The sequence below is a fragment of the Bradyrhizobium sp. 40 genome (assembly GCF_023100925.1).
GTDB lineage: Bacteria > Pseudomonadota > Alphaproteobacteria > Rhizobiales > Xanthobacteraceae > Bradyrhizobium.
This window is the reverse complement of the sequence record NZ_CP064688.1, coordinates 4,662,625-4,686,396: the sequence shown is the minus strand read 5'-3', so window position 1 is coordinate 4,686,396 and position 23,772 is coordinate 4,662,625. Positions and strand designations below refer to the sequence as shown.

18 protein-coding genes and 2 pseudogenes are annotated in these 23,772 nt (G+C 59.1%); 8 read left to right on the top strand and 12 right to left on the bottom strand.

The features are described from left to right. Positions 1–332 precede the first annotated feature (332 nt). On the top strand, positions 333–3,683 hold the full coding sequence (locus IVB40_RS22820) for an adenylate/guanylate cyclase domain-containing protein (RefSeq protein ID WP_247816393.1): 3,351 nt from the start codon (positions 333–335) through the stop codon (positions 3,681–3,683). A gap of 6 nt (positions 3,684–3,689) precedes the next feature. On the opposite strand, the gene IVB40_RS22815 is transcribed toward IVB40_RS22820, so the two are convergent. Further along, entirely contained in the window at positions 3,690–5,222 is a 1,533-nt protein-coding gene (locus IVB40_RS22815) for a patatin-like phospholipase family protein (protein WP_247816392.1), read from the bottom strand. A gap of 371 nt (positions 5,223–5,593) precedes the next feature. Here IVB40_RS22815 and IVB40_RS22810 point away from each other — a divergent pair. Next, positions 5,594–5,893: pseudogene (locus IVB40_RS22810) on the top strand (transposase); the annotation flags it as partial. 335 nt (positions 5,894–6,228) lie between these two features. On the opposite strand, the gene IVB40_RS22805 reads toward IVB40_RS22810, so the two are convergent. The 3 genes from IVB40_RS22805 to IVB40_RS22795 all read right to left on the bottom strand — a co-directional run bounded on the left by IVB40_RS22805 (position 6,229) and on the right by IVB40_RS22795 (position 7,530). Continuing rightward, positions 6,229–6,441: a hypothetical protein gene (locus IVB40_RS22805; RefSeq protein WP_247816391.1), complete on the bottom strand. Its 213-nt coding sequence runs from the start codon at positions 6,439–6,441 to the stop codon at positions 6,229–6,231. A gap of 33 nt (positions 6,442–6,474) precedes the next feature. Next, positions 6,475–6,645 (bottom strand): hypothetical protein, encoded by a 171-nt coding sequence (locus tag IVB40_RS22800; protein WP_247816390.1) that lies wholly within the window; start codon positions 6,643–6,645, stop codon positions 6,475–6,477. Between the two features lie 711 nt (positions 6,646–7,356). Beyond that, positions 7,357–7,530 (bottom strand): hypothetical protein, encoded by a 174-nt coding sequence (locus tag IVB40_RS22795; RefSeq protein WP_247359611.1) that lies wholly within the window; start codon positions 7,528–7,530, stop codon positions 7,357–7,359. 802 nt (positions 7,531–8,332) lie between these two features. On the opposite strand from IVB40_RS22795, the gene IVB40_RS22790 reads away from it, so the two are divergent. Then, entirely contained in the window at positions 8,333–8,566 is a 234-nt protein-coding gene (locus IVB40_RS22790) for a hypothetical protein (RefSeq protein ID WP_247816389.1), read from the top strand. Positions 8,567–9,005: 439 nt separating this feature from the next. Next, positions 9,006–9,240: pseudogene (locus tag IVB40_RS22785) on the top strand (transposase); the annotation flags it as partial. 1,276 nt (positions 9,241–10,516) lie between these two features. On the opposite strand, the gene IVB40_RS22780 reads toward IVB40_RS22785, so the two are convergent. The 3 genes from IVB40_RS22780 to IVB40_RS22770 all read right to left on the bottom strand — a co-directional run bounded on the left by IVB40_RS22780 (position 10,517) and on the right by IVB40_RS22770 (position 16,024). Then, positions 10,517–10,921: a hypothetical protein gene (locus IVB40_RS22780; RefSeq protein WP_247816388.1), complete on the bottom strand. Its 405-nt coding sequence runs from the start codon at positions 10,919–10,921 to the stop codon at positions 10,517–10,519. Between the two features lie 2,158 nt (positions 10,922–13,079). Beyond that, complete coding sequence (locus IVB40_RS22775; protein WP_247816387.1) at positions 13,080–13,658, bottom strand: DUF2939 domain-containing protein; 579 nt, start codon at positions 13,656–13,658, stop codon at positions 13,080–13,082. A gap of 2,147 nt (positions 13,659–15,805) precedes the next feature. After that, positions 15,806–16,024 carry a hypothetical protein gene (locus IVB40_RS22770; RefSeq protein WP_247282802.1) on the bottom strand — a complete coding sequence of 73 codons (219 nt, stop codon included), beginning with the start codon at positions 16,022–16,024 and terminating at the stop codon, positions 15,806–15,808. A 695-nt stretch (positions 16,025–16,719) separates the two neighbouring features. Between IVB40_RS22770 and IVB40_RS22765 the strand changes: the two genes are divergently transcribed. Continuing rightward, positions 16,720–16,932, top strand: coding sequence for a hypothetical protein (locus tag IVB40_RS22765; RefSeq protein ID WP_247816386.1), 213 nt, complete (start codon positions 16,720–16,722; stop codon positions 16,930–16,932). Positions 16,933–16,975: 43 nt separating this feature from the next. Next, positions 16,976–17,200: a hypothetical protein gene (locus IVB40_RS22760; protein WP_247816385.1), complete on the top strand. Its 225-nt coding sequence runs from the start codon at positions 16,976–16,978 to the stop codon at positions 17,198–17,200. Here IVB40_RS22760 and IVB40_RS22755 read toward each other — a convergent pair whose 3' ends face one another. The 4 genes from IVB40_RS22755 to IVB40_RS22740 all read right to left on the bottom strand — a co-directional run bounded on the left by IVB40_RS22755 (position 17,201) and on the right by IVB40_RS22740 (position 21,656). Beyond that, positions 17,201–17,533, bottom strand: coding sequence for a hypothetical protein (locus tag IVB40_RS22755; RefSeq protein ID WP_247816384.1), 333 nt, complete (start codon positions 17,531–17,533; stop codon positions 17,201–17,203). 1,043 nt (positions 17,534–18,576) lie between these two features. Beyond that, positions 18,577–18,981 carry a hypothetical protein gene (locus tag IVB40_RS22750; protein ID WP_247816383.1) on the bottom strand — a complete coding sequence of 135 codons (405 nt, stop codon included), beginning with the start codon at positions 18,979–18,981 and terminating at the stop codon, positions 18,577–18,579. Positions 18,982–19,880: 899 nt separating this feature from the next. Further along, complete coding sequence (locus IVB40_RS22745) at positions 19,881–20,084, bottom strand: hypothetical protein (RefSeq protein WP_247816382.1); 204 nt, start codon at positions 20,082–20,084, stop codon at positions 19,881–19,883. Between the two features lie 1,143 nt (positions 20,085–21,227). Next, positions 21,228–21,656 (bottom strand): hypothetical protein, encoded by a 429-nt coding sequence (locus IVB40_RS22740; protein ID WP_247816381.1) that lies wholly within the window; start codon positions 21,654–21,656, stop codon positions 21,228–21,230. A gap of 80 nt (positions 21,657–21,736) precedes the next feature. On the opposite strand from IVB40_RS22740, the gene IVB40_RS22735 reads away from it, so the two are divergent. Next, positions 21,737–21,952 carry a hypothetical protein gene (locus tag IVB40_RS22735; RefSeq protein ID WP_247816380.1) on the top strand — a complete coding sequence of 72 codons (216 nt, stop codon included), beginning with the start codon at positions 21,737–21,739 and terminating at the stop codon, positions 21,950–21,952. Positions 21,953–22,615: 663 nt separating this feature from the next. Here IVB40_RS22735 and IVB40_RS22730 read toward each other — a convergent pair. Next, positions 22,616–22,774, bottom strand: coding sequence for a hypothetical protein (locus IVB40_RS22730; protein ID WP_007592914.1), 159 nt, complete (start codon positions 22,772–22,774; stop codon positions 22,616–22,618). 181 nt (positions 22,775–22,955) lie between these two features. Between IVB40_RS22730 and IVB40_RS22725 the strand changes: the two genes are divergently transcribed. Beyond that, positions 22,956–23,486, top strand: a complete 531-nt coding sequence (locus IVB40_RS22725) for a hypothetical protein (RefSeq protein WP_247816379.1) — start codon at positions 22,956–22,958, stop codon at positions 23,484–23,486. The last annotated feature ends 286 nt before the right edge of the window (positions 23,487–23,772 follow it).

Here is a 23,772-nt window from a genome sequence, read left to right as displayed (position 1 = left end):
CCATCTTCCGACACGGCCTACGGGGACCGGCAGCAGAGTGGCCTTTCTCTGGCGGTCGCAATGCCAGCTAACGAACGTCGCCTGCTGGCCCATTAGAGAAGTAGCGGCGCACTTCATTAAGTCCGCTCAGTGGCACAGCGGACTAGATTTGCTCAGGTTGAATTCTTCACCCTTTGACCCCCAACAGACATCGCGCTTGGAAGCGTCTCTTTTATGCAGTGGCCACTGGTTACATTGCGCGAGCAGTCCGGCGATCGGCGCTTCGTCGACAGATGTGGCTTCGCAAGGCTCTCCCATGTGCTATTCTGAATTGTATAAGCCATAGGTATAACATGACCGGTGTTGCAGAGTGGCTGGCATCGATCGGTTTGGGCGAGTACGCCGATCGATTCCGCGAAAACGCCATCGACCTCTCGGTGGTTCGAGATCTCACGGAGCAGGATCTAAAGGATTTGGGCGTCCTGCTTGGGCATCGCCGCAAGATGCTGCGCGCGATCGTAGAACTTCAGGGAGAGGTCCCGCGAACGCCTCAAGTCGGCGCTAAGCCGGCGTCGGCGGATCACGCCGGGCGGCGTCAGCTTACAGTCATGTTTTGCGATTTGGTCGGCTCGTCGGCACTTTCGGCCCGCCTTGATCTGGAGGACCTGCGGGCCGTAATGGGCACCTATCACCGCTGCATCGCAGAGGTTGTTGCCAGGAATGAAGGCGTTATCGCGCGGTACATGGGAGACGGCGTGCTCGCCTATTTCGGCTATCCCCAGGCGCACGAGGATGATGCCGAACAGGCGACACGCGCCGGGCTGGCGCTTGTCGATGCCGTAGCTAGCCTCCGGACAGACCCCGCCACCGAGCTGCAGGTTCGCGTTGGCATCGCTACCGGTATGGTGGTCGTGGGCGATTTGACCGGCGAAGGTTCAGCTCAAGAGCAGACGGTCATTGGCGAGACGCCGAACCTGGCTGCGCGCCTGCAGACCTTCGCCAATCCCGGTACCGTGCTGATTTCCGAAAGTACGCACCGGCTCACTGATGGGCATTTCGAATTCCGCAATCTCGGCCCTGTCGCGCTTAAAGGATGGGCGGAGCCACTGCCAGCCTGGCAGGTTCTGGGAACAACCGAAGTGGAAAGCCGGTTCGAGGCACAGCACAAAACCCGATTGGCACCGCCAATTGGGCGTGACGAGGAAATCGAGATGCTCTTGCGTCGCTGGCAGCACGCCAGGCGTGGCGAAGGTTGCGCGGTGATGCTCATCGGAGAGCCCGGTATCGGCAAGTCGCACATTGCGCTGGCGCTTGAGGAGCGGCTCCAGGGCGGACCGCATATCACGGTGCGCCAGTTCTGCTCGGCGCACCACACCAACAGTGCGCTGTATCCTTTCACCCGCCAGCTCGAACGCGCTGCCCGGTTCGAGCGAGGCGATCCGCCCGCAGAGAAGTTCGCTAAGCTCGAGGCTCTGCTCGTGCGGGCTGATGCCGACCGCGTGTTGCTACCTCTAGCTAACCTTCTGTCGCTACCAACCAGTGAGCGCTACCGCATTCCAGAGCTGAGCCCGCAGAAGCGCAAGGAGATGACACTGGCGGCGTTTTTGACTCAGCTCAATCTATTGGCGGCGCGACAGCCCGTGTTCGTCATTGTGGAGGATGTCCATTGGGCAGATCCGACGTCGCTGGAGCTGCTCACGATGACGTTGGAACAGCTACCCCGCCTTCGTGTGCTGCTGCTCATCACGGCGAGGCCAGAGTTCACGCCGCCGTGGCCAGGTCATGCGCATGTAACGACGATCTCGCTCACGCGGCTAAACCGAGGCAACGGGGCGGCGTTGATCGAGCGCGTCACCGCCGGCAAGACGCTCCCGGAAGAGGTAATGGACCAGATCCTTGCCCGGACCGATGGCGTGCCCCTGTTCGTCGAGGAACTGACCAAGACTGTGCTCGAAACCGGGCTATTGCATGAGCAGGGCGATCACTACGTCCTCAACCGTCCTCTGCCCCCGATGGCGATTCCGACGAGTTTGCACGCATCGCTGATGGCGAGGCTTGATCGATTGGCTCCGGTGAGGGAGGTGGCTCAGATCGGCGCTGTGGTGGGTCGCGAGTTCTCCTACGAACTGCTGAGCACCGTAGCCGGGTTGCCAAAAGAGAGACTTGAGGAGGCGCTTGCCCAGTTGGTTCGGTCGGAGTTGATATTCTGCCGGGGCGAGATACCCCAGGCGGTCTATACCTTCAAGCACGCGCTTGTCAGGGATGCTGCCTACTCGGGGCTGCTGAAGAGCCGACGCGCAGCGCTGCATGCCACCATCGCAGACGCCTTCGAGCAACGATTCCCGGAAATTGTGGAGACTCAACCCGAAACTCTCGCGCACCATCTGAAGGAGGCCGGGCTGTTTCAAAGGGCGGAGGCATATTGGCTGCGCGCCGGCAAGAAGGCCGCCATGCGCTCGGCCAACCTTGAGGCCATCGCGCACTTGCAACGAGGTATCGAGGCCTCGGGCCATCTGCCCGACAGCGAGCGAAAGGACAGGTTGGAACTTGACTTCCAATTCGCTCTCGGGCCTTGCCTGATCGCTACTCAAGGACCAGCCTCGAACAAGGCGATGGCAACCTTTGCCCGCGCGCGTGGGCTGTGCGAGCGCCTTGGAGACCCTCCCGAGCAACTCCAGGTGATGTTCTGGTTGACCACCGCGAGCGTAATGCGCGGTGAGTTGCCGGTGGCTGAGGAAACGATCGCCGCCCTGTTGCAACTCGCCGAAGCGCGCGACGATCGACCGACGTTGCTCAATGCGATGCGCGGGCAGGGGATGATCCGCCTTTTCATGGGACGTCTCACTGGTGCCCATGAAGCGATCGAACGGGCCTACGATGCGTTTGAGGCGAGCAGCGAAGGGGATAGGCTGGCGGCACGTGTGGCCGGCCAGGACGCCGGCGTTGCTGACCTGGCGTTGATGTCGTGGGCGCTCTGGCTGCTCGGCCATGCTGATACGGCACTCACGCGAGTGAACTTCGCCATTCAGCGTGCCGACGCCATCAGTCATCCGCATTCGCAAGCGTATGCTTGTTACTATGCATGCATTCTTCACGCTCTTCGCGGCGAGTTCCTGACTGCGCAAGGTCATGCCGCACGCTGTATCGCCCTGTCGGAGGAGCATGGATTCCGGCAATGGCGCTTGGCGCGCGCTATTCGGGGCATATGCGCGGCGTCGCTCGAACCTTCACCCAGCGCACTCGGGGAGATCCGTGCCGCGCTGGACGAATATCGTAGCGCAGGTTATCAGCTGGCCATCACCGCGCTGTACGTGCTTTTGTGTCCGCCATTGCTAATTGGTCACGACTACGAGACGGCGCTGGAATTGATCGAGCACGGCCTCGCTACAACGAACCGAAACGGCGAACGAATTTTGGAGGCCGAATTGTATCGGCTGAAGGCACGGGTGCTGGTCGCCCGCGGCGGACCGGGCGTTGAAGCCGAGGCGCAGGCGCTGCTCGACCGGGCATTGAGCACGGCAAGAAGCCAACGCGCCAGGACGCTTGAGCTCCGCGCCGCAACGGATCTAGCCGCTCTGTGGATCGATCAGGGCAGACGCGATGAAGCGCTCAACGTCCTCGCGCCGATCTACGCCTCGTTCACCGAGGGCTTCGACACACAGGATCTAAAGCAGGCAAAGGCTTTGTTCGACCGGTTGCGGTGACACGAACTACAACTGCTCCAAACGCGAGGCTGGCGCACCAAGGCGGTCGTAGATCGCTTTCACCTGGGGGACGCGTAGTGCGAAGTCGGGAAAAGGAATGGCGCCTATCGGATATTTGCCAGTCTCGTCCGACTCGACTTCTTTTCCCGACGCAGCATCAACCCACGATTCCATTCTTTCTAACCAACGCTTCTGATCGCGCGTGCCCTTCGCTTCGGCAATCGCGATTGCCAGCCGCTCCCTCTCGATATACCGCCCCCTTTTGTCGTCTTTCCTCTCGTTTATGAACCGAACTCTTTCGCTTTCGGCAAAAGGCGTTTTATCCCTCGCTTGATACGCGGCGACTGCTTCCTCCGCCGCCTTTCTTCCCAGCGTCCGCCCCTTATCCAGATTGCTATGATTCCACTTGAAATTAATGCCCGCCGGCACGTGAATCTCAACGACCGTACCGGTCCATGGCTTCTTCCCAGGGGCGGGTTTGTCATACTGGACGTGATATTTGAACAACTTAACGTCATCCTCACCGACGGTTGCTGCAAACAGCTGGCAGAGATTTGCTAGGGCATCATGAAGGTTGTCCGGTTTGCGGACTTGCTTCGCATCGACAATCCGCATCACCCAAATCTCGTCAGGATCTTCCTCGTCTATCAAGCTTTCGAAATTGACGGTGTCGACCAGCGCTCCTTCGCAGTACGTGTCTCCATCGATCTTTACAGTTTCCTCGACGAAGGGAAGAGCCGAACATGCGCACAAAGTTGATGCGTCGATCGGCCCCTGATAAAACCTATCGCGCATAGGACGATTTGAAAACAACGCGAGTTCCTGCTCATCTAGATTCCACGCATTGTGAAAAATAAATGGCTTCTTCTTCTCTTTCTCCTCTCCTTCCTTCCCTCCCTTCTTCTTGTCGAACAGGTTTTCGAATTTGATGCGCTTCATAAATTCGCTTTTCGGATAGTTGATCCTTGAAAGTCCGGTGACGTTGGACAAGTACATCATGGATGTTAGATAGCGAATGAAGGGATTCGGGGCCATCCCGTGATTGAGAATCCATCCATTGATATCTCCCTCGTCCAATTTGTCGTATTTCTTCCTCCCGTCACTGTCCTTCATGCGATTGAGCAGGAGCGACATGGATTCCTGAAACGAATCCACCATTCTGTACGGGTCCCATACAAAATCTTTGTAATTATCGAAATCCGTTACGAACTTACTCAGAGCTTTCATGTTAGCGCGCCAATCGGGCCCGAACACCGTATTGATCGGAAAGCGCTCATAGCTTTCGTCGTCTCGAAATACGCCATCCTTGAAGAACTGATAGGTTAGTCTGGCCCTGTCTTCGTCGTCATCGAATTGATTGTAGACGATTCCAACCCACGCGCCGATGCAGGACAACGCCCATACATCAAAGGTTATACCGGCAGCGGCAAAAGCTTCCAGAGCCCCGATGTGCAGCCCTGCTGCTGGTCCACCACCGCCGAGCGTAATCGCTCTCTTCACTGGTCCACCACCGCCGAGCGTAGTCGCTCTCTTCGCCATTGGTCCCTCCATCTAATTTATCGTGTGGGTTATTCTCCGATCAGGCTTCCTAGTTGCGTGAAGAGGAGATTAATCGTTTTTGGGATCATTGGAAAGCGCGGTGGCGTCGATGCTCGACGCTTTTCTCCTAACCTGCCGATCGCACCAGCGCACATCCACTAAGCGCCCGGTCTCGCGTATCGTCCGCGGTTACATTTTGGCCTTCTCGTCCATTTGTGAACCCGTTCACGTTAGGCATTTATCGCTGGCGATAGTATGGGGTAGGTGCAGTCCACGTGACTTCCGTTATTGGCCGATTTTGCTGCAAAAGCCAGTTGAGACAGGGCGCGAGGCGTGACTCCGTTGTGCTGACGCGAATCGCGGCGAGGTCGATCTATGATGGCCGTCTGAAGGGTAACCAAGGTCAACTGTTCTACGAGTTTCGTCGTGTCGATGAAGTTCCGGAAGATCATTTGGTGCGCAAGATCGATGCTACTCTCGATCTGTCCTGGCTTCGCGGTCACCTTGCATCTCACTACTCAACGACGGGGCGCCCGTCGATTGATCCGGAACTGGTGATCCGGATGCTGGTCGTGGGGTATGTCTTTGCGATCCGCTCTGAAGGGCTGATCTGCCGTGAAGTGCAGGCGAACCTCGCCTATCGCTGGTTTTGCAAGCTCGGCATCGAGGACGCTAGGTCGGCACGGATGACGACGGCGGCAGGCGCGTGCGGTAGCTTTGCTTCTACGTCGAGCCGCTCGCCCGCGACAGTGAACTGCCTTTCATGAGCGGAGCAAAGCCCGAAGACTTTCTTCACACGCTGCTGAGAGACCATTCCGCTTGCATGGAGATCGCTGAAAACCTCCTCGGGCGCTTGATCGTGAGCGATCGGACAAGCAGTCCGCAGGTAATCTGAGAGTGTAGGCGTGGCTGGACAGGACCCGCCGATTCGCGCCGGCGGGCCGGGCGCTTTGATCACGTGTATCGAAATTGAGTACACGCTTTGGTGCTGCGATCTTCGGCGCTTTCACCGCTCCAGTTCCTTGACGGCATCCTTTAGCAGTTCGAGAAGCCGGATTTCACATGCCCCCATGACGAACTGATCGGCGTCGTCAGGCACGACAATCTGCCCCTGCACGTGTCCATCATGGGATTGGATGATGAAGTCTCGGGCCTTGCACGCTTCGTTGCGGACGTTCGTTATCGCCGCAAGCGGACCCCAATCAATTCTGACAGCCATTGCTAACCTCGCTCTTGGGGGAACGCGCGCGAGCTACTGCGGGTCATGCGAGTTGACGAGCGGTAAAGCCGGCACATCGATCGGCTCGCCTGGAGGTCGATCAACCCTGTTCGCTTTCTTTCCGCTGACGAGGACACCAATATAGCCGTCACCCACCAGTAGGGCCCCTGCGATCTTCAGCCAGTGCGGGAATGCCAAGGACATGGTCGCTGGCCTCAAAATACCGCGCTCACGGGCGCCGGTAGGACAAACCTATTCAACCATTTCGTAATTGGACAAGTCAAATATTTAATATATTTAATAGGTAAATTAACCATTTAATTGTGAGATATTAAGAGCGCGGGGTGCACTTATGCCCTCGATAGAGTCTATGCACTTCAGCAGCACAGGGCCTTCCGACCAGTACCCCTATGATCGCGAGCCGGGTGCGCCTCCTGCGTGGCGTCCTTCGGCAAGTGGGCCAATCGACGCCGAGCCGGAAGCCGCGAATGACATCGCGGGCGAATGGCCTCTGCTGCCGTTCCCTGATGGCTGGTACGCCACCTGCTGAGTTGTGACGCGGCGTCTGCCTCTATGGTGCTGGCAACCGGCAAAGCCGACACCTGAAAGCGTCTGCGGGCCGGTGGGGGTTGCCCATTTAGCACATTGGCGAGGATTCACCCCAATCAGGGATGATATGTGAGATACTCGACAGACAGTGTCGGAAGAGGCGATACTCTTGATGCGGGATGATGGGCCTAGTCGCGTCATTTTGCATGTCGGAAGATGTACTTCGCTTCTACCAGTTTGCTGAGGTGTGCAGGGAACGGGCGGCGCAAGCCCGTCAGTCCGCCGACGCGGAGCCGTGGCTAAAGCTTGCTGAGGACTGGCTCGAATTCGCACGAGCCGACCAGCAACGGCGCGACAACGGAGCGCCTACGAGCCGCGCTGCATCCGATGAATAGCGACCAGAAGATCTGGCCGCTCGAGCACTTCCACCAGCTTGTCCAAGATGATGCGCTCGTTATTCCGGGGCCTCGGTTCTAAGTATTCTTCCAGAATGCGCTGGGCGTCGCTAACAGCCTGAAGAGCTAGCTGTTCATCCGTCATCTGTTAGCCTCCAGTGGCCATTCAGAACGGAAGAACTTACGTGTAAGATAGTTCCAAATCCCTTAACTGCCGGTTGATGATGCGGTGCTCACGACAGGTGGGGAGGCCGGCGGGTTTTTCTTTGATCAGATCGGACCGGGGCAGGCCAGTCCACGATGACTAAGTTTCACCCATGTGTATGATTCCCTTGGGCGGGGCTTGATTCGTCATGCTGGAAGCCATTCTCCTATTGCTGGGAATTGGGGCCGCAGCCCTTCTGCTGATCGCCTTCTGGGGACTGCAGCATCACGTATGACTACGCCTCGGGGGCCTAGCGCATCGAGGGCCGCCGGTTGATGCAGCGTGCTTGCTGCACGCGACTGTGATGACTGTTAGGAAACGCCCTGTGAAGTAGTTCACAAGCGGGAGGTATTTCCTGAGCCTAGCGTGCGCGCTTCCACTGGAGGGAAGCGCAATGAAGTGGAACTTGGCAACGTATCGAATGCTCGCGCTGACGGCCGCTGTTCTGGTCGCGGCTGGTACTACTATGGTCATCGGTACTCCTCGTGGAGTCCATGAACCAATGTTGGGGTCCGATTGGCAATGCAGCCGGACCATGCTGCTCGTAACCACGTGTGCGCACTGAAGCATTGATCGGATAGCCGCAGACGCGCTCGGCAAAGCTAGCGGGCGCTCGCTCACACATCTCGGCCTTCACGAATGTCGGCCTTACAATCGGTTAACGAAGAACCCCTGGCGTGTTCCGCCGTTGACCTGCATCCCGTCACGCATAACGAGGTGGGTCTAGGACGGGGCCGGTACCATGGCGGACCTAACGGAAAAATTGAACAAACTCCGTGCCGATGCCGCGGATTTGGCCCGTATGAGCAGGCGATCGAGCGACCCGCAAAAGCGCGCACTTTTCGAACCCTTGGCAGATGAGCTCGCCATAGAGGCTCTCGAACTCGAGCAGGTGGTGAAGCTGCAAAGCCGGCGCTCCGGTCACAGCGACATGGATAAAGTCGTGCCCCTCCACGTGCGTCCAGATCGTCGCTGACCGATCCCGCTTCCTATTTTGGGCTACCGCCTCAACTCGCGGCCCCTCGTTCACAGCTGGCGGTCTTCATGCGACAAAGCCTCGCGGTCTGTCCGGATCTCGGTCTACCGGCCAAACTCCGTCGGCTGCCGGGCCGACCGGGGCGCTGCTTCGTCCCATTAGGTGGCTTGGCCGAGGGCGACGTCACGCTTGCCCAGAAATTGCTCTCGAAACCGAGGAGAGCCTCGCGTTGAGCGTCGCCAATAACTTCCCGGGGCCGATCGGCTCGCGCCTACTCTGTCGTCTCCTTTAGAGGGTATGGGCTCGCGCGTACGCCTTTTCGCGAGTTAGATTTCGCGGACAAGCCGCGAAACTCTCCGGCGGCCTTAACGGATGCAGCGGTCTGCACCCTTGCCACCGTTGTCAGGTTGAATAAACCCGTAGCCCTTCGTCGGGTTGAGACGTTGCCCGGTCGTTCGCTGGCACCGAGGGCTTCGAGCTCTCTCGGCGTCAGCGCAAAAAGATCGAGATGAGGTTCGCACACTTGAAGCGCATCCGAAGCTTGATCGGCTCCGATTGGCGGCCCGCAAGGCGCCCAGGATGAGTTTGTTCTAGCCGCCATCGCCCAGAATCTGAGGCGGTTTGCATCGCTGGTCGCACGACCGCCACCGGCTCAGGCTCTGCGCACCGGGTAGCGTGGCGTCGAAGTTGCGTAAAATGCGTCAGGGCCAGTGCTTCAGAGCGCGGCTCAACGAAAGGCCCAACGGCTAAATCCATTGCAGCCGACTTTTGCAACAAAATCGGCCCATCTCGGACATTCTGACCGGCGCTGATGATGTCCGTCCCCGGAGCTCAAGCGGAAGTAAGCAGCCTGGGACACCAAAGGCCGCTCGTGACCCACTCTAGACGTCATATGCTTCAGGACCGCCTTGCACTTGAGAGCGTAGCAGCGTCGCGGCGCATAGCGGGGCAGGTGGTCGCCTGCGCTCAGCAATGCGAGGGCTACGCGGATATGTCAGTAGGCCGAGGTTTGCATCCAGCCTAGGCCATTGCTACCGGTTTACCAGCGTCCCCTCGTCGGAAACGCGCCACGCTGCCAAGCCGAAACATAGCGTTAGCATTAAGTTGGCCAGCAAGAGCAGGACCGAGGCAAGTGGCTCACACGCGCCTCGGGAACAGAACGTCCCTCCAGTCCGGAGAACAGGTGGATGATTCGAAAAATGCAGCTGTGCTGACCTGGTTGCAGTTTGTAAAAATTGCTGGATCAACAGCTTCGAACGGGGAGCGCAGCCATCGAGCGGTTCGTGCGGAGCCGGGGACTTCGCGCCGCGCTGATCGTAGCTAAGAGGCACGGCAGGAGTTATGATCTTTTCCTTCTCGCTCGGGTCATTCGCTTCCAAGGAGTCTGGCAGTGATCAAAATCTTGCAAGGAATGCTCCTCGCGACCACGGTTCTCGCTGCTGCTAGTGGGGCGCACGCAGCGGGTGGCTGTGGCGAGGGCTGTCATAGGACAAGCGGTGGCGCATGTGTCGTTGACGGCTGGGGCACGGGAGCCAAGGTTCGGAACGAATGCCCGGCGACCTCTCGCCCCCGTCCACCCTGCGGCGGCGGGGATTTCATCTGGGACCGCACCAAACAGGCATGCTTCCAAAATAACCGCAGCTGGTTCTGATCTCGCGCCCCATTCAGGCGCGCTCTACACAGCGCAATCTGATCTCAGTGCGATGGCCACAGAGCGGGTGGCAACGAGTTCGGACCGGAACAGCTTGGCCTGTATCTCGGCCAGTGCGTTGCTTCAAGGCCCGCTGTCGGCGCCGGCGCTGACGGGCTCGGTTCGCGTGCTTGGGATCAGGTGCGGACCTCCGGGCGCGGGAGCCGGATAGCGCTGGACTGCTTGATGGTTGTGCGGCCCTGCCGCCGGCTTACAGCTCAACTGCGGACTAGCCGTCTTGGCAGGGAATACCGAAGTTGTCACAAGCGAGAGCGAATGACTCTTTTTGCTTTTGTATTCTCGAAGCAGAAGCGAGTGCCGACCTCTGCCTGATCGATCCACCAATCGACATTGCTGCCTTTCGCGATGCGGGAGGCTTCGCTGCGTAACAGGTCCAGTTGTCTTCCCGCAGCACGAACGATCAGGCAATTTTTCTCTTTGGGCATAATACCTTCTCCAATGGCACAGGACGCGAAGTCATTGGTACTAAGAGCCGTGAACACGAAGGCCGCAGCAGGGGGACTGCTGCTGCGGCCGGCGCGGTCAAAAATTCCGGGTGAAAAACGACGAGGTGAAATATGCAGCCAGCCCCGGTGCGATGATCGTACCGCAACATCTCTGGCTCGCAATATGATCAGTTTCACAATCGGCAGAAGGCTTAACATGCATCAGTGCGCCGGCTCTCAGGTCCATGTTGATCGGGAACAATCGGCAATCTGGGTGCGTTCGCCTCCAGCTCCGGGCGATGTCTCGGAGCGGACGCGTAGAACTTCCGGCCTCAGGAATCATCATCTGGGGCCGGCTTTTTGCAGGACCGCCTTGGCGCCAGTTTGATTTAGCGGTCGTCTATGCCATTTGGCAGATGAAAGGGTGGCGGTCGGAAGCTATCCGGGATATTTTGTCAATTCAGCGGAAGCTGGCGCACTGAGAGACGACCCCGGCTTGGGGGCCTGAGGGTTGATGCCGGGGCCGCTCCGCCAGCTCGAAGAAGAGAGCTAACAAGCCTCCAATTTTTCCTCTGCGCGTTCGTTCCTCTAACGAGCGCTCGATCTCGCAAACTGCGGCGGCCTGCCGTTGCTAAATCCGGCCTGACCTCCGCCCCTCGATAGCCGCGCCCGGCGCACACACAGCGCGGCTCGATACCAGACAAGCGAACCTCTCCGGCCACGGAGTTGCGAGCCCAATGGCAGAAGATCAGGTGCCGCTTCGGCCATCTCGCGCATCTCACCAAAGGTGATCTTCTGAAGCCGCATGCCGGTATTCACGGCCATGTCGCCGAGAGTCAATGGCCGGCCCTTAGCGGCTCAGCAGGCGCGCAAGGTGGGTAAACAAACGCGCTGGTTCACTTGGGTGGCCTGTTCGGGATAGCAAGGACCGGTCTAGCCCGCTAAAAAAAACATGGGCTCGAGCCTTGTTCGCCTATCAGCCTGGCGCGGAGGGAAGGTAATTCGGCTTCAGGTCTTTCCCGTCCTGGGGCCGCTTCTTGGCAAGCCTGACTGAAAGATGAGTCACACAATGAAATGCGCACCCCCGGAAGAGGGTGGCATCGCCGCGGGATGTCGCGGCTTCGACGCTCGCAGTCTAACGGAAAGCCCCTTTCTCACGAAGGGGCGGTTGAAGTCGCGGCGCCCAAGGGGAGGGCTCCGGGGCGGGTCGCCAGACGCGGCCACGGATGCTTCTTACGCGGCCGCCCTTCTGGTCATTGGCGCACAAGCCTGGACCGCATACCGGCCAGCATGGTGTAGGCAAAGCGCCGCCAGATCAGGTTCATCAGGACTAGCATGTCGCGTCCCCGTGTTCGATTCTGGTACTTTCGGCCCCCTCTGTTTCAGCAAGATTTCGCGGGGCCGGGAAATGGCTTCGTGCGAGGTCGGCATGGTGGGGTCGTTGACGCCGCGAAGGAGGTCTGAGCGATGGGGATCATAATGGTGCCCAGTCGCGGCCGTCTCGCAACTCGACGACAAAATCTCGCTTTCAACTGGCAATCGGGACGCCGCGGTTGACCGTACAGAAATGGAGGAGTGCGGGGGCCAGTCACGCTTGCGGCGCTTTCCGTTTTTGATTAGCTGTGCCACGGGCGCCCCTCAAGGCCGCTTCGATGGTCTTGAGCCGCGCACCTCGTCGGGATATTCCGCTTTGCTGCTTAGGCGCGGATGATCGGGACACTCTCGTAACCAGCCACAGATCGCTGCCGCAACTACCGCATTCATAACGCTTCAGTTCGTAGCCTTTGGTGACGGGGAAAACAGCTTTGAGCAGTCGAGCTTGGCTACAAACGGTGCATCCGGCTTCGCCGTTCACGATCGCCTCCCGCAAGCAATTTGGCCACAATGATCGAAATCAGAACTGAGTCTCGGTTCAGGAGCAATAGCGGCTCACGCTGGCGGGCCAATTTTCCATACAGCCACCCTGTAGTCGTCCGGAGGTGTAAACGCCGGCCATTGGAATTACCGTTCTCACCTTTTGGCGGACCAGCAATGGCGCAAGGCGGTGGCACGGACAAGGCACCAACCCTCATTTGCAACAGATGTCAGCGTCCAATGGAGTTTCTCGCGTTCCTGCCAGCAATTGCAAACCTGCCCGCCGCCAATGCCTACAGGTGCATGCCCTGCCTGAGAGTTGAAACTATCGTTCTGGGCTGAAGGAAGGCACCGCCAGAGGACTACTTGGCTTGAGCTCGAAAGTCCGAGGCGAGCGTTTCATCTGCCAGGAGACGAACTCGTCTCCGGCATCAAGGCCTTCCCCGCACACCAGCAATGGCTGGTTGTCGGACGTGGCGCCGAGTAGAGCGCGAACCTCGCTTCTTCTCTGAACGTGGTGGGCTCAGCGCGTTGGTAGCCGGTCCACTATGCTGGACAAGACCTTTGGAGGCAACGTGATGCCAGACAGCCTCCAGGTCGCTCCTTCATAATGCAGGCTAACGCTCCCGGCGTCCTGATTTGCTCCGAGCTTCACCGCAAACTCGACCGGCTTCACTAGCGTTATCCGCCCCACGAACACAAAGATGTTCGAAAGGTCAAGCTCGGCAAACGAAGACATCGTCCCAAATGTAATGTTTTCTGCCGCGTTGCGGACGGTGCCGCTCCTCAACAGGACGGACAAATTTTCCGGTGTCATGAGCTTGACCGCGAGATCGTCGGCAATTGTCGCACCGAATGCGTTGACTGCCATTCGTTCGAACGGCTGCACCGGCCGCTTTCGGCCAATTCGGTCGAGATAAGCGGACACAACCTGATCGACTACCGAATGACGGAGGCGCGGAAGATTAGTCCGGGCCATCACCTGAGCGGCATCTCCGCTTCGCACCGCCGAAACTAGGCCCAGGACCGAAACGAAGGCTGATCCGGCGTAGATGAAGAGGCAGATCAGGAACGCCGCCAGGATGCCAATGAGCCACCTCATGGAGCGGCAATCATGGTTCAAGGGGATTGTTCCAAGATGCGATCAGCAAGGGCCTCTGACGCCTCTTACGCGGCTGTTAGCCGAGAAGTTTAATCATGTTATCGTTGGAGGTTGGCAATGCATAAAATGACGCTGTGGCCGCAATGAGCGCTGGCTTCTCACTTGCAGCGTGTGGGAGAGACCCAAGGCCTAAAGGAGATCCAGGCGCGCAAGGTCCAGCCGGCCCGCAGGGAGCCCAAGGCAAGGAGTGCCTGGACCACAAGGCCCCGCCGGCGCGCACGGGCCTCAAGGCCCGCAGGGTCCGGCGAAAAGGGAGACAAGGGTGATCCGGCGACGGTCAACATCCGAGCGGTTCAGGCCGACGGCGCAGTCAATTGCGATAGCAGCGAAGCACTAGTTTCCGTGTTCTGCCCGAGTGGCGGTGCCGCGGACGGGGCGAAGTGCGTGACCTCTCCAACGATTGGGCTTTGCATGAAAAAGTGAGTAGCCGTTCCCGGACATGGGCCTTTTGCTGCGAAGCGCGAGGAGCGCTGCACAAAGACGCAGACGTATCGGCCGCCTCCAGAATCGCACTATGCTGACTCAGCCAAACCTTACGGGGAAAGCAGGGAATGGTTAGGCCCGGCGCATCTTCCGGACTAGGACGCGTCGGGCCGCGACTCCGCAATCGCGCACAACTACGGAAGGCAGGTGGCAATAGCGAGAACGATGTCGGCGCCGAAATCTCCCGAATACACCGAAATCAGAAATCCCGCGGCCAGAGCAGCTACAATCACTTTGAGTGTCAGCATTTGACATCTCCACTTAAGTCGCGAGAACCAATGTGGGCTCGGTCTGTTTCCGGGCTGCTTCGCGGGGTTCAGCAGACAGTTTCATTCACTGAGTTGTTATCCCGGGCGTGCCGCGGTCCAGCCTAGCGGCCCTCAAGCCAACAAGCCCCTGTCGGTGCACTCGACCAGGGCTGCGCAGGTGGATTGCGCGAGGCTCGGATGTGAGGTGTCGCCCCAAGACCCTGCGAAAGCTGATTCACATACTGAAATGCAGAGGCCTGAAAAATGCGGCACCGTCCACACTCTAACGTTGGCAGTCTACGGAAGCCCCCTTCCCACGGAGCCAGCCAGCGTGCGAGTCGCGGCCCTCCAACAGGACCGCGCCCGCGTGCCAACTCGCGGCCCGCGCAGGTGTGGCTTGGCACTGAGTTGTTCGCGCTGATCAAAAGTCCATGCGCTGTCATGTCTTCACGCTCGACGACTGGGGCAGAACACTGGAAGTGCAAGAGATTGAGTGCGTTGGCCCGGGAGATGCTCTTCAGCTAGGCTCAGTTGCCGCGTTAAAAGATCGGGTCGAAGTTTGGTGCGGTTCCCGGCGGCTCGCTTGTTATGAGCCGGATCGCAGTCGAGTCAGGCCGCTGCTGCGTCTGAGCGAACTCTTGACGGTGGCCGAGGGCCGCGTTCTCAAGGGCGAGCAACACATCGCCCACCAGGAAAAGCTGATCGCTCGGCTCAAGCGCGAGGGACGCGAGCTCACACTTGCGCTTTCCATTTTGGACACATTGATCGAAGTCCAAAAGGCTTACTCACAGGAGCGCGCTCTGATTGCCCGGGAGCTGGCAAAACGGTCGAGCCAGAGATCTCGACCTGTTGCCGCCAGCGACGATCACCGTCGGACGCCCCCTCTACCTTCTAAGCCCATGCGTGACTCGTCAATCGCAGTGGCACGAACCTCCCGGACTAGCGGCCGACTTCCCGCTGTTGGAGGTGATTGTTCGTCCACAGGGATGCGTGCCGCTTCAGTTTTCGTTGCGCCAAGATCACCCCAATGCGGTGCTCGCTCGGCTGGACACTTCCCCGGCGCATGTCCCGGCGGCTGGCGGCACCTGCGACACGTTAGCGCCCCTGTGCTATCTCACGTGCGTTTTCTCGACGATCGCATAGAGCAGCATGAAAATCGGCAAGAAGACGAAGAACCAAACGGCCTCCGGTTCGTGCCGGGAAAATTCGCGGTTGGGATCTGTTTCAGTGCCGAACGGGACAGGTGGCACAGGCGGCTTTGGACGCCTGCGTTTTACCGCTCGGCTTAGCAGCCGTCGAATCGCTGGTTCGTCCGACGGCGGATCGCTTGCGCGTCGGCTCTGGTTCGTCACGACTTTAGACCGCGAACATCAGCGGGTATTTGCGGACCAGTTCGAGGTCAACATAGCCGGCGGCATTGATCCACTCGTGAGGACAGTAAACGAGCGAGCCGGGGTCGAGCTCCAGGCCATCCCGTTTTATTGCCTCGCCCGTCCCCAGTCGGCCGGCCCATTGTCTCCGTCCGTTTGGATCAGGGCGCATCGCGTCGAACACGGCGGTGTCGTTCTTCGTCATGGCAATTCCAGAGGTGTTGAAACCAATCTTTACGAAATGACCTTACTTGACGCCGGTGTTCTCGCCGACAAGTGACATTCGCTTTTGCAGTACAGGACATCGCTGCGATATGCACGGGGCTGGAGGCGCTTTCGGGGTCTGAGGCCAGTTAGGCTAACGGGCCAACCGGTGGCGGCGAGCGCGCAGGGAGGGCAAGTGGTGCGATCTTTCGTCAGGCTCGCCCCGTTCACGGCGTCGAACGCGGCGCGACGGAGGATGTGTCAAGCGTAATGGAGGCACACCGCGGGCGCTTCGCTCAGCTTCTTCGACCAGATCTCGAAGATCTGCCAACTCTGAGAGCTGAGAAGTGAGTTCGCTAAGTCGTTCGGCGTAACGGATTGCGCGAGAGCCTCGCATAAATGTCCTCCCCAGCACAAAAAAAGCACTATCAGGTGGCCTCAAATAGCGCGAGTAGTAAAAGTAGAAGACTACATCGGCAAATAGCGGATTTCAACACCTCAGGCTTAATGGCCTCAGGACTGCGTCCACTCCCTGGCCAGCCCGTCAATGATCTTGACCTATTTGTCGAAAGCTTGGTTGGGCGTTCGGATTCAAAAGGGGCATGGGTGTATAAGCCAGCGTAGAAGTTGCACCAACCTTTCAAGTTGCACTAAGCTCATCCGATTAGATCCGAATTGTTTTTGTGGAGTAGCGTCATGTCGAGTGCGATTGAGTTGATTGTGGACGGCTATGCGAGACTGAAAGACCGCCAGTCGCTTGAGGAGCTGAGGGTGCACCGCCGGCGCCTTGCCGGAGACCTGAAAGCCTGGACGGGCTTTGACTGCAGGTTGTCGATTGCGCAGATCGAGCAGGACATCGAGGCCATCGAGGCGGGCCTGGAGACGTTGTCGGGGCCGGTCGGCGGTTAAGCTAAGGCGCCAATCCGATGGCGGCGAGTGCGCAAGGAGCCAAGTGCTGCGATCTTTCATCATTGCTGCCCTCGCACTGGTCTGGGGATCCTCGTCCGCGCTCAGCCTGACGTCGGAGGAGATCATCGCTAAGCTTCGCGCCGCCGGCTATTCGCACATCCAGGAACTACCAGCCGGAAAGATAAAGACCTACAGGGCCGTCAAGGAAGGCACCGCGCGCTCGCTAATCGTCGACAGCACCGGCCACATCGCAGAGGTGGCGAGATAGCTAAACGGGCAGACGAAGCCAGACGTCTTTACTGGACAGTGTGCCGGTTGGCGTCGCAATCTCCATATCGACGACCCGAAACGAGCCATGACTTTCGTAAACGTAGCGAAGGTGCCAGACCGGGCCGGGTCCCGGCGAGATGGCGAGATCGTCCAAGGCAGACGCGACGTATCGAACGGCATCGCGTCGCTCAACCGAGGCGGAGAACATCGCCTCTATCAGCGCGGCCAGGCTCATGCCGCCGACCAGCATGGCTCGTGCCGTTTCGTCGCCGTAAGTAAGCCGGAGCGCGGTCACGACTGCCGCAATAGCGTCGGGGTTCTTCTGAGCCACGGTAGATCCGCTTCGCCCAGCAAAACCATAATGCGGATTCCGCCCCTTTTCATGCAACCGGCATCGATTCGCGGTCAACTATCTCAATGGCTAAATGCCCAGAGCGAGCCACTCCTGCGAAGCTCGATCAGCGGAGCAGACGGGAAAGCTGCGGCTGGAGTTCTCACGGTCCTCCGACTATGAGGCCTCAACGACAGGGCGTACCTTGAGGGGCGCTCGCGAAGGCCGCAGCGGGAGGTTAAATCGCTGCGGCCCACGCGTCGTCAAATGAAGCCGGGTAAAAACACCAAGTGAAATATGCAGCCAGCCCCGGTAGCAAAAATTCTGCCGCACCTTTGTCTGTTTTGCAAACACAATTCGGTGGAACCGAAATCCACCTAGCGGGCATTCTGTTCCGAGCGGCGGAACAATTCTGATTTTCTACCGCTACGAAGGGAGGGGGCGCTGCACAGAGACCCAGTCAATCTAGCCGGTGGGGACCCGGCTACTGGCATTACGCCGATAGGACCACTGCGGACGCAAGAGTTGCCTTGAGTCCTCAGCCCTCGCTGAAATTAAGCTTTCCGGCAGGTTCTTTTTGACTGTGCGGGATTGAGCGCGTTCACATCCATAATGTTGATGGAGACGAGCGTGATCAGTTGGCTGTTAGTCATCATAATCGCGGCCAGCGTTGCGGTCCTGATAGCTCACGCGATTGACGCCATCCGCTCTTGAAGACGAGCGCACCGGCGGAAAGTGGCACCCAATCTGATGACAATTTGAAGAACGGAGCATCAGTCAGCTTGCTTGTAACGATCCGAAGTGTAGATACGGTTCTAGACTGATAAGGATTGTCGCCAAACATTACCAGTCGTGCACGGCGGTTCACTTGGACCCATCTCGCGCGACTCGCCGCGGAATGCCCGGCCGCTTCGACGCCCCCGCCGGGATTGTCCGCTCCGGGCCAACCCGGCACAGCAGCAACTCGGACGTCGGGGGGAGTTGTTCGTCTTCAATGCGAGCCAACGGTCAACCTTTCGGCCCTTCCGGCAACTTAGGGCGCATCAGGAAGCATGCGCTCGCGCCCGTTCGCGGGCTTCGCGCCGGCGCTGGCGACATTCGCGTCGGCGCTTCGCTCGCTCCATGGGCTGCGGCAACCCTGGCACCGGCGCGGCAGCCGCTTCTATTGCGACCTTCTCAACCATAGGGTCTTCGCTTCGGCGCGCCTCCATGGACTCGAGCACGGCTCGCCCTTTGACCGCGATCATCCAGCCGCCATTTTGACGCTCAACGAGGCCGTCCGAAAAGATGTCCAGTCCGGGCACGCGCGCGGCCAGTCGCTTGGTGCGCTCGGCCCACTCCGGGCCGCTGGTGGCGAGGATCGCCACATGGCGGTTGAGGTCCGCCACCAAAGCGAACCTGTCCGGGTAGCTCACCAAGATCTTCAACACCGTCACCTGCAAGTTCAACCCGCACCTCGCCCGATCAAGGCTACGTCGTCGGCGCTTGTGTCAGGGCTTTTCGGCCGGTCTGCCGCAGCTTGTCCGGTGTCGTTCGCCGGTCTTTGCGGCTTCGAGGATCTTGCAGACCAAACTGGGTGCCGCAGGTGGATCCACAATCCCGGAATCGGAAGTCTGCGCGACCGCAAAGAGCCGTGCACGTGCCTGCGGCCATCATAACGCGCGGCTATCGACTTCATGGCGCGAGGTCATTTCCCATTCGCCGCGGGCAATCCCATGCTGACGAGCGTGAGCGGCAACTTTCGCCGCCACACACCCGAAGACAAGGGTCCACAATTAGGAGGGTACAAATGTCAGTGAAGCAGCCGGTTCTCACGCCGCCTCAAGGCGGTGAGACGGTGACCTCGACTGGGGGCTCAAGCGTCGAGATGAAAGTGGAGAGCAGCCAGACCGGAGGCGAATATGGCACTGTCCTTTGGACAGTGCGCGCGGGGGAGGAGCCGCCGCTGCACACCCACTCGCGCGAGGACGAGCTGCTCTACGTTGTGCAGGGGCAGCTAATCGCGCGCGTCGGCGATGCCCGCGTCGCGTGGGGCCCGGCGCCTACGCGGCTCTTCCCCGCGGTGTGCCGCATACAATCGAGGTGGTCGGCGGTCAAGCGACCCTGCTGCTCAGCTTCGTGCTGGGTGGGCTGGAGCGCTTCTTGGTCCCCCGCAAAGGCGAGCAGCTCGATCCGGCCGCTTTCGGCCTGACGTTCCCGTAGGGCGGGGACCGGGCGCGCGGCGCTGGCGGCCGTGCGCCCGCTCGGGCCTGGCTACAGACTGCGCGCGACTCTCGTACTACGCTTTTAATGGTCGTACGTCGCACGCCGTGCGACGAGGCGGATAATTAGGACCGAAGCCCATCCACTACTTTAACACGAGCCCTACCGGTCTGCGTTCACTCTTCATGCCTTCCTTCCGCACCTGCAATTCAAGCCTGTCGATGCCAGAATCGGCGCGAGCCGCATTGCGGGCGCGGTAGTGCTTCACGATGGTCTGCGCACTTCGGTTTGAATGCCCAGTGACGTCGCAGATCGTCAGCAAGTCGCAGCCTGCCCGATCGAGCAGCATGACGCAGCTATCACGTAAGTCCTGGTCCTTCTTTTGGTCGAGTTCGCCGGCTCCGTGACGAACATCAGCGTGGGCAAGGCTTCAGACGCCATGCTGCCTCATCGCTATTGCTGTCGCGTGCGGCCTGTGCACCCAGCTAGTCCGCTAATGCACGCTTGCGCCCATCGACCGCTCGAGCGTGCTGCGCCTTATTCCCCTTCATCGAGAAGGAAAGGGGCAAACAGCCTATCGATATTTTCAATCAGTTCGGCGTTCAGTCGCTCTGCGCGGATAACTGACTGGCGCCCGTTGTCGCGCGCGAGAAAGCCGAAGATAGCAACGGCCCGGGCGGTAGACACCTAAATGCGAAATGCGCAGCCCCTTGCTCAAGCCTCACCACGCGAGGATGGTGAAGTTCACTCCCTTCAGGGCAGTCGAGCTGCACAGCCTCTACGCTCGTTCGCTAACGCAGGTTAAATCGGGTTCCAGTCACTCCTCGGGGGTCCGCTCCCCCGCGGCTCGCCGCCGCTGCGATTGAGTGCTCGGAGGCGACTGCAATGCAGGTCCAGCCGAGGCGCGTCGCTCCGCCTCTTGGACTTTAAGCCGCAGATCTTCCAGCTCTGACAGTTGACAAACGAGGTCGTTCAACCGTTGGACAAGAAGGATCGAGCTATAACCCTGCATCAACGCCCTCCTGAGTCTGCAGCTATCCAGACAGCAAAAGGACCCCAGCCTCAGGGCGGTGAAGCTGGGGCTATCGATCTGCCTTGGTGAAGGCAGCCGCCCCTTGGGAGGGCACGGGAAAACTTGGCAATCAGTAAGTCGTTCCAAGCCGAACAAAAATGAGCCTAGCCTCTTGGGGCAATGGGGAAAGCTGGGGCCCGACTGCATCGCCCACTTGGGGAGAGGGATCGGGAAAACGCGGTAATTGGCGAGCCCGTACCAACCGCGGTGCCTCCGAAAACGTTAGCGGCCTCTGTCGTCCTTGCCGTTGGGGCTGCCATCGCCGCCGCCGTTACCCCACGGCTCGCTTTTTGCTCGCCTCCATAAGCGCGTGCGCCGGCGAGTGGGTCGCTCAATAGGCAGTGTCGACCGATCGAAAGCGCAGCCGGACGGCTGTAAATTAGATTGAAATTCCATATTTACTATAGTTTAATATCGAAATTAAATCGCGACGATTTTCAGGGTTTTGGGATCATGCCTCATTCTCCGTCCATCGTGCCTCATCCATATCCACGTGACGTCTATCTTGTGCTCGAGGATTATGGAGGTGGGCTCGGACGTGCCTGGAGCGAAACCTCCGAAGACGACACTGGTCGAGCGACGCTGATGCGGCAAATAATGGAAGGTCAATACAAGCACCCTGCTCGGATCGTGGTCTTCAACACGGTTGAGGGATGGTCGCGTGATGTAACCGTAGAGATCGCAGATGAACTGCGCCGCTGCTTTGTCGAGTTCGATGACATTGCGCCAGCCGCGTTGGAATTCATCGAGAGAGTCGGAAGGAACTGACTGTGGTGCGCAGTCGTGCCTTGCTTTGGTTTGCGCTAATCTCACAAACTTATCCGAGACGAGGATGATGAGCGGCAGCACGAACAAACAAGCGACGACGTGGGTGTGAGATAACTGCCTGGTGCGGCATAAGACCAACCCTTTTTGTGTTTGGAGTTGCCATGTCGGTGGGTTGTGGTCGCGCTGTTGAATGGGACGGAAAGATCCTGACAGGTTCGGTGGTCGTAAATGGCGTGACGACCAAAGTGACTGCGGACCGAGCGATCATCCATGCGCATGCCGCGGGATTTAGCGATGCGCTCAGTTGGGAGATTGATCGCTTTCGGATAGAAATCTTTGAGAAGCTGGTGCCATTCCTCCTTCGTCAGAATAGTTGACGGTAAGCTATGACCTCGCCGCGTGTCCGGGATTTTTCCGCAACGATGCTGATGAACTTCCGCTGCCGTGCACCTTACCGGCAAGCAGATATCGTCATAGGATTAAAAGAGGCGGAGCATCAATCGATGGTCGAACGCCGCTTTCCTGGCCATCGCGGACCGGGTCCAGAATTGGCACGTGGACGATCTCCATGCCGCAAAGCCCTGTGATGCCCTGCCGCACCTGGAGCTGGCGGTCGCGAACCTGATCGTTATGTTGCGAACGGACGACCTGCGGTCCTAAAGGCCCGTTGGCGAGCCGGAGGTAGGAACGGTAGGAGACGCGGGGCAGCCTCCGCTCGATGGCGAGTCGTCAAGGTCCACGTTCATAGTCGCCAGGATGTAGCCGAAGGGTGAGCGCAAGGCATTCAGTTCCTCGACCTCGACCTCCATCCGTATTCCCCATGCGGAATCGTTGCGGTGATCTCGACGTCATTGCCGGCCGACACGCGCCACGCTGCCACCCCGAAGCACAAGGTCAGCGTCAGGGCGAGGGCAAGCAGAAGCATAGAGACGAAATGGCTCACGCGCGTGTACCCGCAATCCGAAACCCCTTGAGAGCGTGCACAGAGGCCCGATTCGTAAAATGCAGACGATCTGACCCATCGGCTGTTTTCCCCATCCTTACACGGGGCCAAAAGCGCTCACGATCCCGATCGTGATCGGCACGAGCGCGACCACCACCCACAGAGCGGGCGAGCTGGAGGACAGGCCAACGACCAGTATCAATACACCAATACCCACGAGGGCCGCTGAGATTGCGTAGGCGACTGCCTTTTCCATCTGTCGATCCACGACAACAAGCGATCGGTCGCACAAGCAGGACTCGAGGCAAAATGAAACGTTCCTTTCTTTATTTAATTCGGCCTTAAAATCCTATTTAATTATGGTTTGCAACTTAATTTCGCCAAATTAAAAGGCGCCTTCTTCGCGTCGGGGCAGGGCTATTAACCCGGAGTCCTGCATGTTCAATCGAGTAGTCGTAGCTTTAGTGCTCGCTTTTGCGACATCCATTTCTTCTGAAGCACGCCCGTTGCGCGCCGCTTCGCCACCTGAATGCAACGTGATCATGCCGTGCGACTTTTCATCCTCGCTGGTGCAGGCGCAGAGATACACGAGAGCGGCACCGCGCCTGCAGCGAATTGCTGTTGCTAGCCTACGGATGTCCGTGGCCGGCTCCGAGGCCTCAAGGACCGAGATCGTCAGCGGTCGTCCGGCCGGTTGTCCTCGAGCGTTCTGTGGATGTGGTGCGGCGATACGAGTGTTCGGTCGCGTGGTACCGGAACTGAACCTCGCAGCCAATTGGCTGCGCTTTCCCCGCACCTCGCCAGCACCGGGAATGGTTGCCGCGCGACGTGGACACGTCTTCGTCCTCGAACAGCACATCGGCGGTGACATCTGGAAGGCGTACGATGCCAACTCAGGCGGGCACGCAACGCGAATTCACCCGCGCTCCCTGCGAGGGTACACCATCGTCAACCCTCATGCTGCCTAAGGCCGTCGCAGCGTTTCCATTAGATTCTTATCGCCACGTTCCGGAGCATCCGGCTCGCGGCTTCCGCTCAAAAACAGGGCCGCAGTGGGTTTCGCTGCGGCCCTGAAGTCAAAACGTGATCCTGCGCCGGCTTGTTCTGGCAGTTTGTTCCGAACATCGAGGTCGATAGGTCCGCCATTATGGAAAGCTTCAATGCAGCCAGGGCGTTCCATGACGATCATTGGCGTCCACATCAGAACGATAGAATTCGACGATGCGGTGCTTCATTGAGACCCGGACACGATAA